The organism is Amycolatopsis sp. 2-15 (genome assembly GCF_030285625.1).
Classification (GTDB): domain Bacteria; phylum Actinomycetota; class Actinomycetes; order Mycobacteriales; family Pseudonocardiaceae; genus Amycolatopsis; species Amycolatopsis carbonis.
This window is the reverse complement of the sequence record NZ_CP127294.1, coordinates 431208-446481: the sequence shown is the minus strand read 5'-3', so window position 1 is coordinate 446481 and position 15274 is coordinate 431208. Positions and strand designations below refer to the sequence as shown.

Here is a 15274-nt window from a genome sequence, read left to right as displayed (position 1 = left end):
GAAGCGTTGTCTATCTCTCCCGCAGTGTACCTGGTCAGGAGTTTTTCAACACTACCGGGCGCGACGGCGCGGCGTGGGATCGGTCTCTTCACGGCGTCGACCACGGGTTCGGCGATACCCTCGTCGCCGTGACCGACCCGAAAGAGATCAGCGAAGGCGTCGTCGACCTGCTCGGCGTGATCGCCTATCTCGAGCTTTCCGCGTTCGACCGGATGGCCGAGGACGCCCGCACCGCGCCGACGCTCGCCGGCCGCGCCGCGCTCGCCTCCATGGCCGCGGCCGAGATCGGTCACTTCGACATGCTTTCGGCCCACCTCGCCGCCCACGGCGTGTCCGTCGACGACGCCATGCGCCCCTTCGTGGCCCAGGTCGACGCGTGGCACGCCTCCACGCGGCCCAAGTCGTGGCTGGAGTCGCTGGTCAAGGCCTACGTCGGCGACGGCCTCGCGGCGGATCTGTACCGCGAGATCGCCAGCTGGCTCGACCCGGAGACGAAGGACCTGGTGCTCACCGTCCTCGCCGACACGGGTCATTCCGCGTTCGCCGAGCGCGAAGTCGCCGCGGGCATCAAGGCCGACCCGAAGGCCCGCGACAAGCTCGCGCTGTGGGGCCGCCGGTTGCTCGGCGAGGCCCTCACCCAGGCCCAGTACGTGGTCGCCGAACGCGATGGCCTGGCCGAACTCATCGTCAGCGGCTCCGGCGACCTGTCGGGAATCGGCGGGTTGTTCCGCCGGTTGCAGCAGGGGCACACGAAGCGCATGCAGGCGCTCGGTCTGGGCTGAAGTGCCGGTTCACCACGCGGTGGCACGACACCGCAGCGCTGCGGTTGGGCTAGCCTTGCCAGGCGTAACGACAACGAATTTCCAGCGGAGGTCCCACGTGGAGGTCAAGATCGGCATCAAGGACACGCCGCGCGAGCTGGTGGTGTCCAGTGGCCAGACCGCCGACGAGGTGGAGAAGCTGGTCGCCGAGGCCCTGACGGCCGGTGACGGGCTCTTCCGCCTCAACGACGAGAAGGGCCGCAAGTACATCGTCCCGTCCGACCGCATCGCGTACGTCGAGATTGCCCCCTCGGACGTCCGCAAGGTCGGCTTCGGCGTCGGCGACTGAGGTTTCACGACGAAGCCGCTTCGGGCCTGCCCGGGGCGGCTTTTTCGTGCCCGGATTCCCCGGGGCGGGTGGTTGCTTCAGACGGGTTTTTTCGTGTCTTGGTGGGCTTGTGGTGAGTTGTTGTGGTCGGGCCGCGGGCGGAGGCGGGTTGGCTATGTGGCCCGGGCTTTTGCGGTTGCCTTCACTCGGTGGGGTTGTGGACAACTCGGCCCTCCGGCGGCTTGGCCAGGGGTTTTGTCGGTGGTGCCGATAGAATGGACTCGGGGACGCCCCCTGGGAGGCGGTTTCTAGGGGTGGTCGGAACACTGCCGCTGGTTGGTGGTGCGTGACCGCGTCATGCGTTCGGCGGAGCTGTCCAAGTCCAGAACCATGCGGGGCTGGTTGTTGAGCTCGAATGCGACCGCGTCCAGGTGCTCGGCGGGTGGACGGCCAGGTCGGTGCCCTGGGGAAGTATTGGCGCAACAGGCCGTTGGTGTTTTCGTTGCTGCCGCGCTGCCAAGCCGATCGGCCCAGCTCAGCTGCGATCGCCCGCAATGACACCCCAGGTTGACAGACCCGATCGGCGATCGCACCGAGCCGCTTTCCGACTCCCCGTCCCGCATCCACCAGCGCCGCACGCTCCACCGGGCCGGTGGGGCGGCAATTCGCGGGGAGCGCAGAGGCCGGCGGGTGCTGCAGCAGTGTGCGCAACGGCTCGTGCGTTCGAATTGGGTGGACGGGCCCAAGGCCAAATCCCCTTCCCGAAGTGCCCGCGCGCCCGTGTGGTCGGCGGCGGCGTTCACTGACGGCTCCGTCGCCAAGGCGGCAGGTGGGCGACGCGAACCGGACAACCCGGGCGGGTGGTTGCGTCACCGCATCGGTGGCAACGTTTGGTGTCTCGGGGCGGCGGTTCCTAGCTTCGGGCGCGAGCCGGTGTCCAGGGGGCATCGGGTGGACGCGAGAGGGAGCTGGCGAGAGATGACGACGGTAGAACCCACGGCGGAAGCGGTCGGGGATGTGGTGCGGGGGACGCTTTCGGCGCACAAGTCGATGTTCCTGGCGACGGCGGGGAGTGCCGGGCCGTGGGCGGGGGGTGCGTACTTCGCCGATACGGATCCGTTCACGCTGGGGCTGGTGGTGGAGCGGACCGGGCGGACGCTCGCCGCGATGCGGGAGAACCCGTTGGTCTCGGTGGTCGTGTCGACGGGGTCGCCGATGCAGCCGTTCTTGCAGGCGCAGGCCGACGCCGAGGTGGTGACCGGGGAGGTTGCCGAGCCGGTGCGGGAGACGCTGGTCGCGAAGGTGCCGGAGGTGCGGCCGTTCCTGGCGATTCCGGTGGAGACGGTGCGGCTGCACGTTCGCCGGTGGCGGGCCACCGACGTCGTGAACGGGTGGCTGCCGGGCCGCGAATTGCCTGGGCCGCGTCAGGGCAGCTGACGCCAGTGGGAGGCCGCTCCGGACCGGGGCGGCCTCCCACTGGCCGAGATCAGGCGAATGCGGGCCTGGCCAGGCGAATACCGGCCAGATCAGGCAGTCGCCGCTTCCACTTCTTCCAAGCTCGTCGGCACGGAGAACGGCGGAGTGGACGTCCCCATGATCCGGTACCGCCCCCACGGGTCCGGATCCGAAAGCTCGCCGGCAGCCGAACGGTCCCCGACCACGACCGTGCAGGCCTTCTTCCGGCCGCCCACCGCCGTGGTCAGCTCGGCGGAGGCGGAAACCCGTCCGTACCAGTGGTAGTACCCGTCGATCGGCTGGAAATAGCCGCGCAGATCGATCTGCACGGCCACTTCCACGCCGTCGACGACGAGACCGGCAGGGCCGGCGTAACCGTCTTCGTCGTTCATGACAAGCCTCCCAAGGAAACGAGCTCAGCCCGCGTCGCTGTCCGCCGGGGCGTCGGTCTTGGCGCGTCCGAGCTGGACGACCTTGTTCTCCTCCAGCGGCAGGTTCGGGTCGATCACCACGCCGTGCTGGCGGGTGAGCCCGTCGATGGCCGCCCAGATGATCTGCGTGAGGTACTCGACCACGGAGTCGCGGCTCATGGAGCGGCGGTCGAGCCACCACTCGCCGGTGCTCTGGACCATGCCGACGATCCCGTGCGCCCACGGTTCGGCCGCGCCGGAGTCCATGGAGAACATTCGCATGTAGTCGCCGAGCAGAGCGGTCAGCGCGGTGGCGATGACTTCCTTGTCCTCCGCGACGACGTCGGCGTCGCTCACCGTCTTCTCGTGCAGGCCGCCGCGGGCGAGGAGGCGGTAGAGGTTCGGGTGCTCCTCGATCACGGAGAAGAACGCGTCCAGCGCCATGCGGATGCGCGGCACGGGCGCGAGCTCCGCGTTGATCGCCGGGATCAGACGCTCGAAGAGGATCTCCGTGCCGCGTTGCCCGAGGGCCACGTACAGGTCGGCCTTGTCCTCGAAGTGCCGGTACAGCACGGGTTTCGTGACGCCGGCCTCGGCCGCGACATCCTCCATCCCCAGGTCCGGACCATGGCTGTCGAGCGCTCGCAGCGCGGCCTCCACGAACTCCGCCCGGCGCGCGATGCGGTGCTTGCGCCACCGGTCCCGCCGGGCGTCACCGGTCGCGGCCTCCCCCGAAGCCGGGTGCTTGCCGGGCTGCTTACTGGAGCGCTTGACACGTTCGATCACCCGGGTCATGCTACCAGAGGTAACTGTTACCTGAAGTTACAGTTATGAGAGATGCAGTTATAAGAGAAAGGGCACGCGATGACGCGGACGCTCAAGGAGACCGACCGGGAGAAGACCGCCGACCGGCTGCTGAAGTCTTCGGCGAACAAGTTCTACGACCCCGACGTCGACATCGACTGGGACGCACCGCTCGTCGACGGCAAGAACTTCATCCTCCCCGAGCGCTCGTCGCTCTACGGCACGAAGCTCTGGGACGAGCTCACCCCCGAGCAGCGCATCGAGCTCGGCAAACACGAGGTCGCGAGCGTCGCCACCACCGGCCTGTGGTTCGAGATCCTGCTGATGCAGATGCTGCTCAAGGAGGTCTACGACGAGGACCCCACGAGCTCCCACGCGCAGTTCGCCCTCACCGAGATCGCCGACGAGTGCCGCCACTCCACGATGTTCGCCCGCATGGCCGCGCGCATCGGCTGCCCCGCCTACGGCCCGGTGCCGGCGCTGCGCCAGTTCGCGAAGCTCATGCCCACGATCTCCTACGGCCCCGCCCGCTACGGCGCGATCCTCGTGGCCGAAGAGGTGCTCGACCGCCTGCAGCGCGAGCAGATGGTGGACGAGAACGTGCAGCCGCTGGTGCGCATGGTCAACCGCATCCACGTGCTCGAAGAAGCGCGCCACGTGACCTTCGCGCGCGAAGAGGTCACGCGCGGGATGGCGAAGCTGGGCAAGCACGAGATCGCCTACCAGCAGTTCATCATCGCGTTGATCTCGTACTTCGTCACGCGCGCGTTCATCAACCCCAACGTCTACAAGGCCGTCGGCATCCGCCCACGCGACGGCGTCGAAGCGGCGCTGAACAACCCGCACTGGCGCGGGACGATCGCGTGGGCCGGCGAGAAGATCATGCCGTTCCTGCAGGAATCGGGCCTGGTCGGCTTGCCGGGGCGCTACTTCTGGAAGAAGTCCTTCCTGCTGCCGGAGGGCAAGTGACCACGCTTGAACGGCTTCGCAACCCTTCGCGGGAGCACCGGTTCGTGACCGGTGACGGAGCCGCGCTGCACGTCGAGACGTCCGGTCCCGCCGAGGCACCGGTCACGCTCGTGCTGGTGCACGGCTGGACGCAGGACCACCGCACGTGGGACGGCGTCGTCGGGCACCTCGGACCTGCCACGCGGGTGGTGCGCTATGACCTGCGCGGCCACGGGGGGTCGTCGCCGGCTCGACGGGGGGCGGCGACGATCCCCCGGCTCGCGGACGACCTCGCCGAGCTGATCGCCGAACGCGTACCGAACGGACCGCTCGTGCTCGCGGGCCATTCGATGGGCGGCATGACGATCATGGCGCTCGCCCAACGTCATCCGGAGCTGGTGAAGGCCCGTGTGGCCGGCGTGGCGTTCGTGGCCACGTCGTCGGGCCAGATGGACCGCATCACGCTGGGGCTGCCGGGGCTGGCCGGGTCGATGTCGGCCAGGTTCGAGCGGCGGCTGGCCAAGACGCTGGCGCACCGCAAGGGCGACCGGCTGCCGTTGAGCCCGGCGATGGTGCGGTCCGGTGCGCGGTTCCTGGTGTTCGGCGACAAGCCGAAGCGCGGCGACGTGAACAGTGTCGTCGACCAGCTGCTGTGCGCGCATCCGGCGAGCCTGGGCGAGTTCCAGGACGCGATCTCCGTGCACGACTGCCGGGTGGCGTTGCGCGCGCTGCGGACCGTGCCCGCGGTGGTGCTGGCGGGGGAGAAGGACCGGCTGTGCCCGCTGCCGCACGCGAAGGTGATCGCCGACGAGCTGCCCGACGCCGAGTTCGTCCGCTACCCGGGCGCCGGCCACATGCTGCCGCAGGAGCGTGCGGCCGAAGTCGCCACGCGCGTCAAGGCCCTGCTGACCGCCGTGTCCGCTAGGCCCCTTGCCCCATAAGGGACTTCAACGCCTGAACCGTCGCGGGCACATCCTCGAAGACGGGGGTGTGCCCGGTGTCCACTGTGGTCAGTTCCGCGGTGGGCAGGTGCTCTGCCAGGTACTGCGCGTCCGCCACCGACCGGGCCCGGTCGTGGACGCCGTGCAGCACCCGCACCGGGCACCGGATCGTCGCGAGCTCCGGCGTCAGATCGAGATCGCGCTGGCTGGTCAGCACCTCCAACGCGGCCTCCTGCGGCACTTGTTCGGCATACGCGAGCAGGTCGTCCCGCAACTGCGTCGGCAATGGTGAAGCGAACGACCGGTCCAGCACCGCCGCGTGCAGCTGCGGCCCCCAAGCCTGCGAAATCGTCCGGAGGATCCCGTCGACGTCGCCGTGGCCCCGCATGTGCGCGCCGGTGTTGGCGAGCAGCAGCCCGGCCACCAGCTCGGGGTGCTTCGCCGTGAGCTGCAACGCGATGCAGCCGCCCGTCGAGTGCCCCACGAGCAGCACCGGCCGGTCGATCCGCGAAGCGATCCGCTCGGCCACGTCCTCGATCCGCCACGGCCCGGGCACCGACATCCAGTCCACGGCGTGCACGACACCCGGCCACGCCCGTGCGAGTGGACCGAAGACCGCCGGGCTGCAAAGCGTGCCCGGGACGGCCACCACAAGTGGCGCCAAGTGCGTCAGCCGTCCTTGAGCGGGAAGCCACCGCCGATGCCGCGCCACGCGAGGTTGGCCGTGAGCGCCACGGCTTCCTCCTGGGACATCGCCTGGTTGTGCTGCAGCCAGTAGCGTGCCGAGACCTGCGACATGCCCACGAGGCCGACGGCCAGCAGCCGGGCCTTGTGGTCGTCGAGGCCGGCGTCGGCGGTGATGGTCTCGGTGATGGCCTCGACACTCGCCGAAGTCGCGCGGTCCACCGCCTCCTGTACGGCCGGCTCGCCGCGCAGATCGCTTTCGAAGACCATCCGGAACGCGCCGGCGTCCTCACTCACGAAGTCGAAGAAGGCACCGACCGTGGCCGGCACGCGCTGGCGGTTGTCGGTCGTCGAGTCGAGCGCCCCCTTCACACGGCTCACCAGGTCGTCGACGTGGCTTTCGAGCAGCGCGATGTACAGGTCGAGCTTGCCGGGGAAGTGCTGGTACAGCACGGGCTTGCTGACACCCGCCTCCTCGGCGATCTCGTCCATGGCCGCGGCGTGGTAGCCGTTTTCGGCGAAGACGCGTTGCGCGGCCGTCAGCAGCTGGGCGCGGCGTTCGGTCCTTGGCAGCCGAACGCCTCGTTGCTGCAGTCGCGCCATTTCCGTCATTCTTCCTCCCGTCCACGGCTTCGCCGGGCAGTAGCACCACCGCGTGAAGCGGGTTTGAGATTACTCGCGGGTACGCCCGAAACGCCAAGTGTCGGGCATCCTGGGGTGGTGACCACATCCACGACGCGCCCGGCGACCGCGACGGCGGTGCGTCCGGCCGTGACCCACGTGCCGCTCTCCACGGCGCCGTTGCCCGCGCTCGAGCCGGTGCTGCCGCCCTGGCCCGGTGTTGTCGAGGACGTGGGCGGAGTTTCGCTGAACGTACGCCGCACCCCTGGACCCGACGGTACCGTCGCCGTCTACGTCCACGGGCTTGGCGGGTCGTCCAGCAACTGGACCGACCTCGCCGCCCTGCTCGCGCCTACCGCGAGCGGCCGCGCGATCGACCTGCCGGGCTTCGGCTTTTCGGAGCCCGCGCCCGGCTTCGACTTCAGCCTCGACGAGCACGCCGAGGTCGTCGCGCGCTACCTCGAGGGCCTCGACGCGGGCCCGGTGCACCTGGTCGGCAACTCGATGGGCGGCGCGATCGTGCTGCTCGTGGCGGCCGCGCGCCCCGAGCTGGTCCGCACGCTCACGTTGATCTCGCCGGCGATGCCCGACCGCCGCCCGGACCCGCGGCGGCTGTCGGACCCGATGATGGCGCTGGCGTACCTGCCGGTGGTCGGCGCGCGCGTGCGCCGCCGGCTGGCCTCGATGACGGCTCGCGAACGCGCGGCGCAGGTCATCAAGCTGTGCTTCTACGACCTGGCGAAGTTCCCCGAGCGGCGGCTCGACGAGCTGACCGAGGAGCACGGGGCCCGCGCCGCGCTGGCCTGGGCCGCGCCCGCGATGGCGCGCAGCACGTTCGGCATCTTCCGGCGGTGGACCGCGGTCGGCGAGGCGTCGCTGTGGTCCGTCGCGACGCGGGTGAGCATCCCCACACTCGTCGTCTGGGGCCTGCACGACCGGGTGATCTCGGTGCGACGCGCCCCGCGCACCGCGCGGCTGCTTCGACACGCCCGGCTGCTGGTTCTTCCCCGAACCGGGCACGTGGCTCAGATGGAACGACCGAATGTCGTAGCGCGGGCCGTTCTGGGGTTGTGGGAGGCCGCGGAGAAGGGCACCTGGTAGTCCGAACGAGTGACAGATCATCTCTCGGTCATCAGCCAGTCGCCGAGAGCATCACGGTTCGGATATGGCACCCTGGGGCGGTGGACCGGCCGAAGGACGCACGAGGAGACGACCGGCGAGCCTCGTACGCCGGTTCAGCCAGGCGTGCGACGTCGGCCTCGTCAAAGAATTCGTCAACGAGCTCGTCGAGCAGTTCGTCAGCCAGTTCGTCATCCGGCTCGAGGAGCTCCCGCAACTCACCGCTCACGGACACGGGCTCGCCGCGCGTCGGCCAGTTCCGGCCGTCGAAGCCGCCCGCCCAGCGCGTGGGCGAGGACCGCTACCGCCCCGGCTCCCGGCGCACCAGCGCGGAGCCGCTGAAGGCGTCGTGGCAGCCGAAGGGTGACGAGGAGAAGCCCGCCGCCCGCAGGCCGGCCGCGAAGAAGCGCGGCGTCGGCGGGTTCGTGAAGACCTACGGCTGGCGCGTGTACGCGCTGCCGATACTGGTCGTCATCACCGCGCTCGTCGTGGTGAACACGGCCACCAGCCCGGCCGAGCCCGGTTCGTCGACGACCGCGAGCAGCGGTGAGACGGCGGGGGGCAACGCGGCGGACGGCGCCATCGACGGCGGCCAGGCCATCCCGGAGAACCCCGCCAAACCGGTGGACGTGAACGTGCCGACGGCCGAGCTGCCGACCGGCGGCAACTACACCGAGAGCGGCAAGGGCACCTGGCACGTGGTGCCGGGCTCCGGCCCGGTCGTCGGCAAGAGCGGCAAGCTCTACACCTACACGGTCGACGTCGAAGACGGCATCGATCCCTCGAGCTACGCCGGCGACGACAGCTTCGCCACGGCCGTGCAGGGCATCCTGTCCGACTCGCGCAGCTGGACGTGGAACGGCAAGATCCGGCTGCAGCGCGTGGACTCGAGCTTCCCGGACCCGAGCTTCCACGTGAGCCTCACCACGCCGAACACCACGCACCGCGCCGACGCGTGCGGGTTCCAGATCAAGTTCGAGGCCTCCTGCTACCGCCGCAGCCTGGACCGTGTGCTCATCAACCTCGCCCGCTGGGTGCGCGGCGCGAAGGTCTACGGCGCGGACATGACGGGCTACCGGCAATACGCCATCAACCACGAGGTGGGCCACGCGCTCGGCAACAACCACGTCGGCTGCCCCGGCAACGGCCAGCCCGCGCCCGTGATGATGCAGCAGTCGTTCGGCGTGGCCGACGACTACGTGGCGATGCTCAACAACATCCCCGGCGGCGACAAGGGCAAAGTCGCGTCCGACCACCACGTGTGCGTGCCCAACGCCTGGCCGAACCCCACGCCGCCCGCGTAACGACCGCTGCGCGTTTTACAGAGACCGGGTCGACAGAACCGGCCCTGCAAAGACCGCGGTACAAAGCAACCCTCGTCCCACGATCCGGACGCCGGGAAGCCCACCTTGCTTGTGAGCGTTGTGGATACTGGGATTGACTACGCGATCCACGCGAGTATGGAGGACCCGATGTCAGACACGGCACTGCCGCCGCTCGTTGAGCCGGCTGCGGAGCTCACGAAGGAAGAGGTGGCCCGGTACAGCCGCCACCTCATCATCCCGGACGTCGGGGTGATCGGGCAGAAGCGGCTTAAGAACGCGAAGGTCCTGGTCATCGGTGCCGGCGGCCTCGGCAGTCCCGCGCTGCTGTACCTCGCCGCCGCGGGCGTCGGCACGCTGGGCATCATCGACTTCGACGTGGTCGACGAGTCCAACCTGCAGCGCCAGGTCATCCACGGCGTGTCCGACGTCGGCAAGCTCAAGGCCGCGTCGGCGCAGGAGTCGATCGCCGAGATCAACCCGCTCGTCAAGGTGCACCTGCACGTCGAGCGGCTGGAGTCGTCGAACGCGCTGGAGATCTTCCGCGACTACGACCTGATCCTCGACGGCACCGACAACTTCGCCACGCGTTACCTGGTCAACGACGCCGCCGTGCTGCTGGGCAAGCCGTACGTGTGGGGCTCGATCTTCCGTTTCGAGGGCCAGGTCAGCGTCTTCTGGGAAGACGCGCCCAACGGCAAGGGCCTGAACTACCGCGACCTCTACCCGGAGCCGCCGCCTCCCGGCATGGTCCCCTCCTGCGCCGAGGGTGGCGTGCTGGGCGTGCTGTGCGCGTCCATCGGCTCGATCATGGTGACCGAGGCGATCAAGCTCATCACCGGCATCGGTGAGCCCCTGCTCGGGCGGCTCATCAGCTACGACGCGCTGGAGATGAAGTATCGCGAGGTCAAGATCCGCAAGGACCCGGAGACCCCGAAGATCACCGAGCTGATCGACTACGAAGCCTTCTGCGGTGTCGTGTCCGACGAGGCCGCGCAGGCCGCGTCGGGCAGCACGATCACGCCGGCGGAGCTCAAGGCCAAGTTCGACAACGGCGAAGACTTCGCCCTCATCGACGTCCGCGAGCCCGGCGAATACGAGATCGTGAACATCAAGGGCGCCACGCTGATCCCGAAGGACCGCATCCTCTCGGGCGAGGCGCTGGCCGAGCTGCCGCAGGACAAGCCGATCGTGCTGCACTGCAAGTCGGGTGCGCGTTCGGCGGAGGCGCTGGCCGCGCTGCACGCGGCCGGGTTCAAGGACGCCACGCACCTCGGTGGCGGCATCCTGTCCTGGGCCAAGCAGATCGACCCGAGCCTGCCCACCTACTGACGGTTTCCGCCCACGATGGCCTTCCCGGTTCGCCCGGGGAGGCCATCCTGGCGTTTTGGGCCGGTGGCGGCGGCTGTGTCTGAAATATGAAAGCGGTCCGTGACCAGCGCGTCTTCTCGTTCGTGGGGCGCGAAGGCGGGTACCTTCGGTTCTCGTGCGGTCCACTCTCGAACGGCCACCCGAGCGGGTGTGCGCGGCCTTCGGCGGCGACATCGGCCTCGTTTCGGCGTTGCCGGACTCGACGGCCTGGCGCTGCGGCGACCTCGTGCTGAAGCCGGTTTCCGACCGTTCGCGCACACTGTGGACCGCCCGCGCGCTGGAGCACGCCGACGACCCGGGCCTGCGGATCGCGAAGCCGGTGCGCGCGAGTGACGGCCGCTGGATCGTCGGCGACTGGTCGGCCTGGCGCTACGTCTCGGGCACGGCCGAGAACCACGTCGACGGCGCCATGCTCGCCGCGGTAAAACTGCACCGCGCCACAGCCGACCTGCCGCGGCCCGATTTCCTGTCCGCCCGCGACGACCTCGACGCGGTGGCCGACCGCATCGCGTGGGAAGAGCTCGACCGCCCGCTCGACGAGGCGAAGGGCGGCCGCTGGTTCGAGGTGCTCGCGCCCTCGCGCCGGCCGATCAAGCTGCCGTTGCAGGTCGCGCACGGCGAGCTGCTCGCGGGCGTGCTCTTCGACGGCGATGCGGCGCCCGGCATCGTCGACTTCGTGCCGTACTACCGGCCGGGTGAGTGGGGCGCGGCGATCGTGGCTGTGGACGCCATGGCGTGGGGCGGTGCCACCGGCGAGCTGCTCGACCGCTGGGCGCACCTGCCGGAGTGGCCGCAGCTGCTGCTGCGCGCGGTGCTGTTCCGCTTGGCGGCCAACGCGTTGAACCCGCGTTCGACGGGCGCGGCGCTCGACGGTCTGCGCGCGGCGGCGCGTGAGGTCAGCGCGATTCTGTAGTTCTCACCGCGGAGCCGCGGGAAGTGGCGAGTGATGTCAACTGCCTGAAACAATCAGGCATCTCCAGGTAACACGGCGTGCTTAGCGTCGGGGCCATCGCCGACCCCGAGGAGCGCCCGTGCCGCACGTCGACACGCACTGCCCCTACTGCGCGTTGCAGTGCGGGATGCGCTTGACGGGCACGCGCGTCACGCCGCGCGACTTCCCGGTCAACGCGGGTGGCCTGTGCCAGAAGGGCTGGACGTCCGGGGAGCTCCTGCGTTCCGGCGATCGGCTGACGACACCGCTGATCCGGCGCGACGGTGAGCTGACGCCGGCGAGCTGGGCCGAGGCGCTGGATCTGGTCGCGGCGAAGCTGCGTGAGCTGCGTTCGTCGCATGGGCCCGACTCCGTCGCGGTCTTCGGCGGCGGTGGGCTGACCAACGAAAAGGCTTACCTGCTGGGGAAGTTCGCTCGGGTCGCGCTGGGAACTTCGCAGATCGACTACAACGGCCGGTTCTGCATGTCGTCGGCCGCGGCGGCGGGGCTGAAGGCGTTCGGCGCCGATCGCGGGTTGCCGTTCCCTGTCACGGATCTCGCGGACGCGGACGTCGTGCTGCTGGCCGGGGCGAACTCGGCGGAGACGATGCCGCCGTTCATGCAGCACCTGCGGGGTGCCGAGCTGATCGTGATCGACCCGCGGCGCACGCCGACGGCCGAGCTCGCGGCCCTGCATCTCGCGCCGGCGCCGGGGACGGATCTGGCTTTGGCGTTGGGAATCCTGCACGCGGTGGTCGCCGAGGGGCACCTCGACAAGTCCTATGTGGATCTCCGGACGGCCGGGTTCGACGAAGCCTGGCACATTGCCGCGGCCTGGTGGCCGGAGCGGGCCGAGCGCGTGACCGGGGTTGCGGCGGCGGATCAACGCCGGGCTGCTGCGATGTTGGGTGAGGCGCACAACGCGTACGTGCTGACTGCGCGGGGCACCGAACAGCACGCGACCGGGACGGCGAACGTCAGCGGGTGGATCAACCTGGCGCTGGCGTTGGGGTTGCCCGGCCGCGCCGGCTCCGGGTTCGGCTGTCTCACCGGTCAGGGCAACGGCCAGGGCGGGCGCGAGCACGGGCAGAAGGCGGACCAGCTGCCGGGGTACCGGAAGATCGACGACCCGGCCGCGCGGGAGCACGTTGCCCGAGTGTGGGGTGTCGCGCCGGAAAGCCTGCCGGGGCCGGGCCGTTCGGCGACGGAGCTGCTCGAGGCACTCGGGCAGGAGCGCGGGCCGAAGGCGTTGCTGGTGTTCGGCAGCAACGTCGTGGTGTCGGCGCCGCGGTCCCGGCGGGTCCAAGATCGACTGTCCGCTTTGGACTTTCTCCTGGTCGCCGACTTCGTGCTGTCGGAGACGGCCGAGCGCGCCGACGTCGTGCTGCCCGTGACGCAGTGGGCCGAGGAAGACGGCACGCTCACCAACCTCGAAGGCCGGATCCTGCTGCGCCGCAAGGCGGTCGACGCACCGGTGGGTGTCCGGTCCGACCTCGGCGTGCTGCGGGAACTCGCCACCCGGCTCGGGCAGCCCGCCGAGCGGTTCCCGGTGGACGCTCCGACGGTCTTCGAGGAGCTGCGTGCGGCGTCGAAGGGCGGCACGGCCGACTACTCCGGCGTCACCTACGACCGGCTGCGCGCCGGCGAGGCGCTGCACTGGCCGGTGCCTTCGGCGGAGCACCCCGGAACCCCGCGGATGTTCCTCGACCGCTTCGCCCACCCGGACGGCCGGGCGCGGTTCGTCGCCGTCGACCACACCGGGCCCGCGGAGCTGCCCGATGCCGAGTTTCCCTTGCAGGCCACCACCGGCCGGGTGCTGCAGCACTACCAGTCCGGCGCCCAGACGCGCCGGATCCCGGAGCTGGTGGACGTGGTGCCCGAGGTGTTCGTGGAGGTCCACCCCGACACCGCCGCCCGCGCGGGCCTCGTCGAAGGGGAGCGGGCGCGGGTCCGCTCGCGGCGCGGGGAGACGGTCGCCCGGGTTCGGTGCGTCGCCTCGCTGCGGCCCGACCTGGTGTTCCTGCCGTTCCACTTCCCCGGCGAGGGGCGCGCGAACCTCCTGACGAACCCGGCGCTCGACCCGGTGAGCCGCATGCCGGAGTTCAAGGTGTGCGCGGTCGCCCTGTCGAAAGTGGATGCATGAGCGCCCGGCGCGTGGTCGTGGCCGGCTACGGGATGGCCGGGGCTCGGCTGGCCGACGAGATCCGCCGCCGGGACCCGTCGGCGGAGCGGGTGCGGCTGACGATCGTCGGCGCCGAGCCGCATCCCGCGTACAACCGGGTGCTGCTCTCGTCCGTCCTCGCCGGCGGACTGAGCGCGGCGACCGTGCGGCTGCACGACGAGGACTGGGCGGCTCGCGCTCACGTCGACCTGCGGCTGCGGACCTCCGTCACGGGTCTTGACCGCGCGAACCGATGCGTGGAGACCACCGACGGCGCCCTGGAGTACGACGCGCTCGTGCTCGCCACCGGCGCCGCGCCGTGGCTCCCACCGGTCGAGGGGCTCGAGCCGGGGCCGGGCGTCGCGACCTTCCGGACCCTCGACGACTGCACCCGCATCCTCGACGCCGCCCGGCCCGGCGCACCCGTCGTGGTGCTCGGCGGCGGGCTGCTCGGTCTCGAAGCCGCGCGGGGCCTGGCCGGGCGCGGCGCGAACGTGACCGTGGTGCACCCGCACGGCCACCCGATGGAACGCCAGCTCGACGCCGGCGCCGGCCGCGTGCTCGCGCGGCGGCTCGCCGAGCTGGGCGTGACCTTCCGCTTCGACGCCACGGCCGCGCGCCACCTGCCCGGCGACGGCGTGAAGCTCGACGACGGCAGCTTCGTCCCGGCCGACCTCGTGGTGGTCGCCGCGGGCGTCCGCCCGGAGACCTCGCTCGCCGAGGCAGCGGGCCTCGAAGTGGACCGCGGCGTGCTAGTCGACGACCTGCTGCGCACGAGTGACGGCCGCATCCACGCGCTCGGTGACTGCGCGCGGCACGCCCACGCGCCGGCCGGGCTCGTGCAGCCCGCGTGGGAGCAGGCGGCCGTGCTCGCGGACCTGCTCACCGGTGCCGACACCGCCGCGCGTTACCGGGGCACCACCGTGGTCACGCGGCTGAAGGCGCGTGGTGTCGACCTGACCGCGCTCGGCGAGACGCACGCGAATGGCGACGCCGACGTGCTCACGATCGACGACCCGTCCGGCGGTCGCTACGGCAAGCTCGTGGTCCGCGACAACCGCGTGACCGGCGCGATCCTGCTCGGCCTGCCGGACGCCGCCGCTACCGTCACGCAGTTCCACGACCGTGGCATCCCGCTGCCCGAAGACCGGCTCGCCGTGCTGCTCGGCCGCGCGCTGCCAGCGGGCGCGCCGGCGGCCGCGAGTCCCGCCGATCTGCCGGCGTCGGCGCTGATCTGCCGGTGCAACGCCGTGACCAAGGGCCGGCTCGTCGACGCGTGGCGCGGTGGCGCCACCGACGTCGCCGCGCTGGCCCGCACCACCCGCGCCACCACCGGCTGCGGCGGCTGCCACGACACCGTGTCGGCTGTCGCGGGCTGGCTGGCGGCGCAGTGAGCACTCGACTCTCTCTTGCCAAGG

The 15274-nt window shown here is 70.6% G+C and carries 16 protein-coding genes and 1 pseudogene; 11 read left to right on the top strand and 6 right to left on the bottom strand.

The window, feature by feature from the left end:
• Nucleotides 1-128 precede the first annotated feature (128 nt).
• The gene (locus QRX50_RS02030) at nucleotides 129-782 is read left to right on the top strand and encodes a ferritin-like fold-containing protein (protein ID WP_285970291.1); all 654 of its coding nucleotides are present in this window, start codon (nucleotides 129-131) and stop codon (nucleotides 780-782) included.
• Between the two features lie 97 nt (nucleotides 783-879).
• Nucleotides 880-1110 carry a DUF3107 domain-containing protein gene (locus QRX50_RS02025; RefSeq protein WP_220246448.1) on the top strand — a complete coding sequence of 77 codons (231 nt, stop codon included), beginning with the start codon at nucleotides 880-882 and terminating at the stop codon, nucleotides 1108-1110.
• A gap of 287 nt (nucleotides 1111-1397) precedes the next feature.
• On the opposite strand, the pseudogene QRX50_RS02020 reads toward QRX50_RS02025, so the two are convergent.
• Nucleotides 1398-1617, bottom strand: a pseudogene (locus QRX50_RS02020) (transposase); the annotation flags it as partial.
• Nucleotides 1618-2067: 450 nt separating this feature from the next.
• Between QRX50_RS02020 and QRX50_RS02015 the strand changes: the two are divergent.
• On the top strand, nucleotides 2068-2526 hold the full coding sequence (locus tag QRX50_RS02015) for a pyridoxamine 5'-phosphate oxidase family protein (RefSeq protein WP_285970290.1): 459 nt from the start codon (nucleotides 2068-2070) through the stop codon (nucleotides 2524-2526).
• An 89-nt stretch (nucleotides 2527-2615) separates the two neighbouring features.
• Here QRX50_RS02015 and QRX50_RS02010 read toward each other — a convergent pair whose 3' ends face one another.
• Nucleotides 2616-2936, bottom strand: coding sequence for a DUF4873 domain-containing protein (locus QRX50_RS02010; protein WP_285970289.1), 321 nt, complete (start codon nucleotides 2934-2936; stop codon nucleotides 2616-2618).
• A 24-nt stretch (nucleotides 2937-2960) separates the two neighbouring features.
• Nucleotides 2961-3749, bottom strand: a complete 789-nt coding sequence (locus tag QRX50_RS02005; protein ID WP_285970288.1) for a TetR/AcrR family transcriptional regulator — start codon at nucleotides 3747-3749, stop codon at nucleotides 2961-2963.
• A 69-nt stretch (nucleotides 3750-3818) separates the two neighbouring features.
• Between QRX50_RS02005 and QRX50_RS02000 the strand changes: the two genes are divergently transcribed.
• Together QRX50_RS02000 and QRX50_RS01995 are read left to right on the top strand one after the other, a co-directional pair.
• A complete protein-coding gene (locus QRX50_RS02000) occupies nucleotides 3819-4727 on the top strand; it encodes an AurF N-oxygenase family protein (protein ID WP_285970287.1) in 909 nt (302 codons plus the stop codon).
• Nucleotides 4724-5647, top strand: coding sequence for an alpha/beta fold hydrolase (locus tag QRX50_RS01995; protein ID WP_285970286.1), 924 nt, complete (start codon nucleotides 4724-4726; stop codon nucleotides 5645-5647). Before QRX50_RS02000 ends, QRX50_RS01995 begins: the two co-directional genes overlap by 4 nt.
• Here QRX50_RS01995 and QRX50_RS01990 read toward each other — a convergent pair.
• Nucleotides 5628-6296 (bottom strand): alpha/beta fold hydrolase, encoded by a 669-nt coding sequence (locus QRX50_RS01990; RefSeq protein WP_285974328.1) that lies wholly within the window; start codon nucleotides 6294-6296, stop codon nucleotides 5628-5630. The two genes, QRX50_RS01995 and QRX50_RS01990, sit on opposite strands and share 20 nt — an antisense overlap.
• Nucleotides 6297-6316: 20 nt before the next feature.
• A complete protein-coding gene (locus tag QRX50_RS01985) occupies nucleotides 6317-6943 on the bottom strand; it encodes a TetR/AcrR family transcriptional regulator (RefSeq protein WP_285970285.1) in 627 nt (208 codons plus the stop codon).
• A gap of 105 nt (nucleotides 6944-7048) precedes the next feature.
• On the opposite strand from QRX50_RS01985, the gene QRX50_RS01980 reads away from it, so the two are divergent.
• Nucleotides 7049-8053, top strand: a complete 1005-nt coding sequence (locus tag QRX50_RS01980; RefSeq protein WP_434533227.1) for an alpha/beta fold hydrolase — start codon at nucleotides 7049-7051, stop codon at nucleotides 8051-8053.
• 31 nt (nucleotides 8054-8084) lie between these two features.
• Here QRX50_RS01980 and QRX50_RS01975 read toward each other — a convergent pair whose 3' ends face one another.
• Complete coding sequence (locus tag QRX50_RS01975; RefSeq protein ID WP_285970283.1) at nucleotides 8085-8300, bottom strand: hypothetical protein; 216 nt, start codon at nucleotides 8298-8300, stop codon at nucleotides 8085-8087.
• Between the two features lie 58 nt (nucleotides 8301-8358).
• On the opposite strand from QRX50_RS01975, the gene QRX50_RS01970 reads away from it, so the two are divergent.
• The 5 genes from QRX50_RS01970 (at nucleotide 8359) to QRX50_RS01950 (ending at nucleotide 15250) form a co-directional block, all read left to right on the top strand.
• Nucleotides 8359-9375 carry a DUF3152 domain-containing protein gene (locus QRX50_RS01970; protein ID WP_285970282.1) on the top strand — a complete coding sequence of 339 codons (1017 nt, stop codon included), beginning with the start codon at nucleotides 8359-8361 and terminating at the stop codon, nucleotides 9373-9375.
• A 168-nt stretch (nucleotides 9376-9543) separates the two neighbouring features.
• Nucleotides 9544-10725: an adenylyltransferase/sulfurtransferase MoeZ gene (moeZ, locus tag QRX50_RS01965; protein ID WP_285970281.1), complete on the top strand. Its 1182-nt coding sequence runs from the start codon at nucleotides 9544-9546 to the stop codon at nucleotides 10723-10725.
• A 154-nt stretch (nucleotides 10726-10879) separates the two neighbouring features.
• Entirely contained in the window at nucleotides 10880-11677 is a 798-nt protein-coding gene (locus tag QRX50_RS01960; RefSeq protein WP_285970280.1) for a TIGR02569 family protein, read from the top strand.
• A 118-nt stretch (nucleotides 11678-11795) separates the two neighbouring features.
• Complete coding sequence (locus QRX50_RS01955; RefSeq protein ID WP_285970279.1) at nucleotides 11796-13838, top strand: molybdopterin oxidoreductase family protein; 2043 nt, start codon at nucleotides 11796-11798, stop codon at nucleotides 13836-13838.
• Nucleotides 13835-15250: an FAD-dependent oxidoreductase gene (locus QRX50_RS01950; RefSeq protein WP_285970278.1), complete on the top strand. Its 1416-nt coding sequence runs from the start codon at nucleotides 13835-13837 to the stop codon at nucleotides 15248-15250. Before QRX50_RS01955 ends, QRX50_RS01950 begins: the two co-directional genes overlap by 4 nt.
• The last annotated feature ends 24 nt before the right edge of the window (nucleotides 15251-15274 follow it).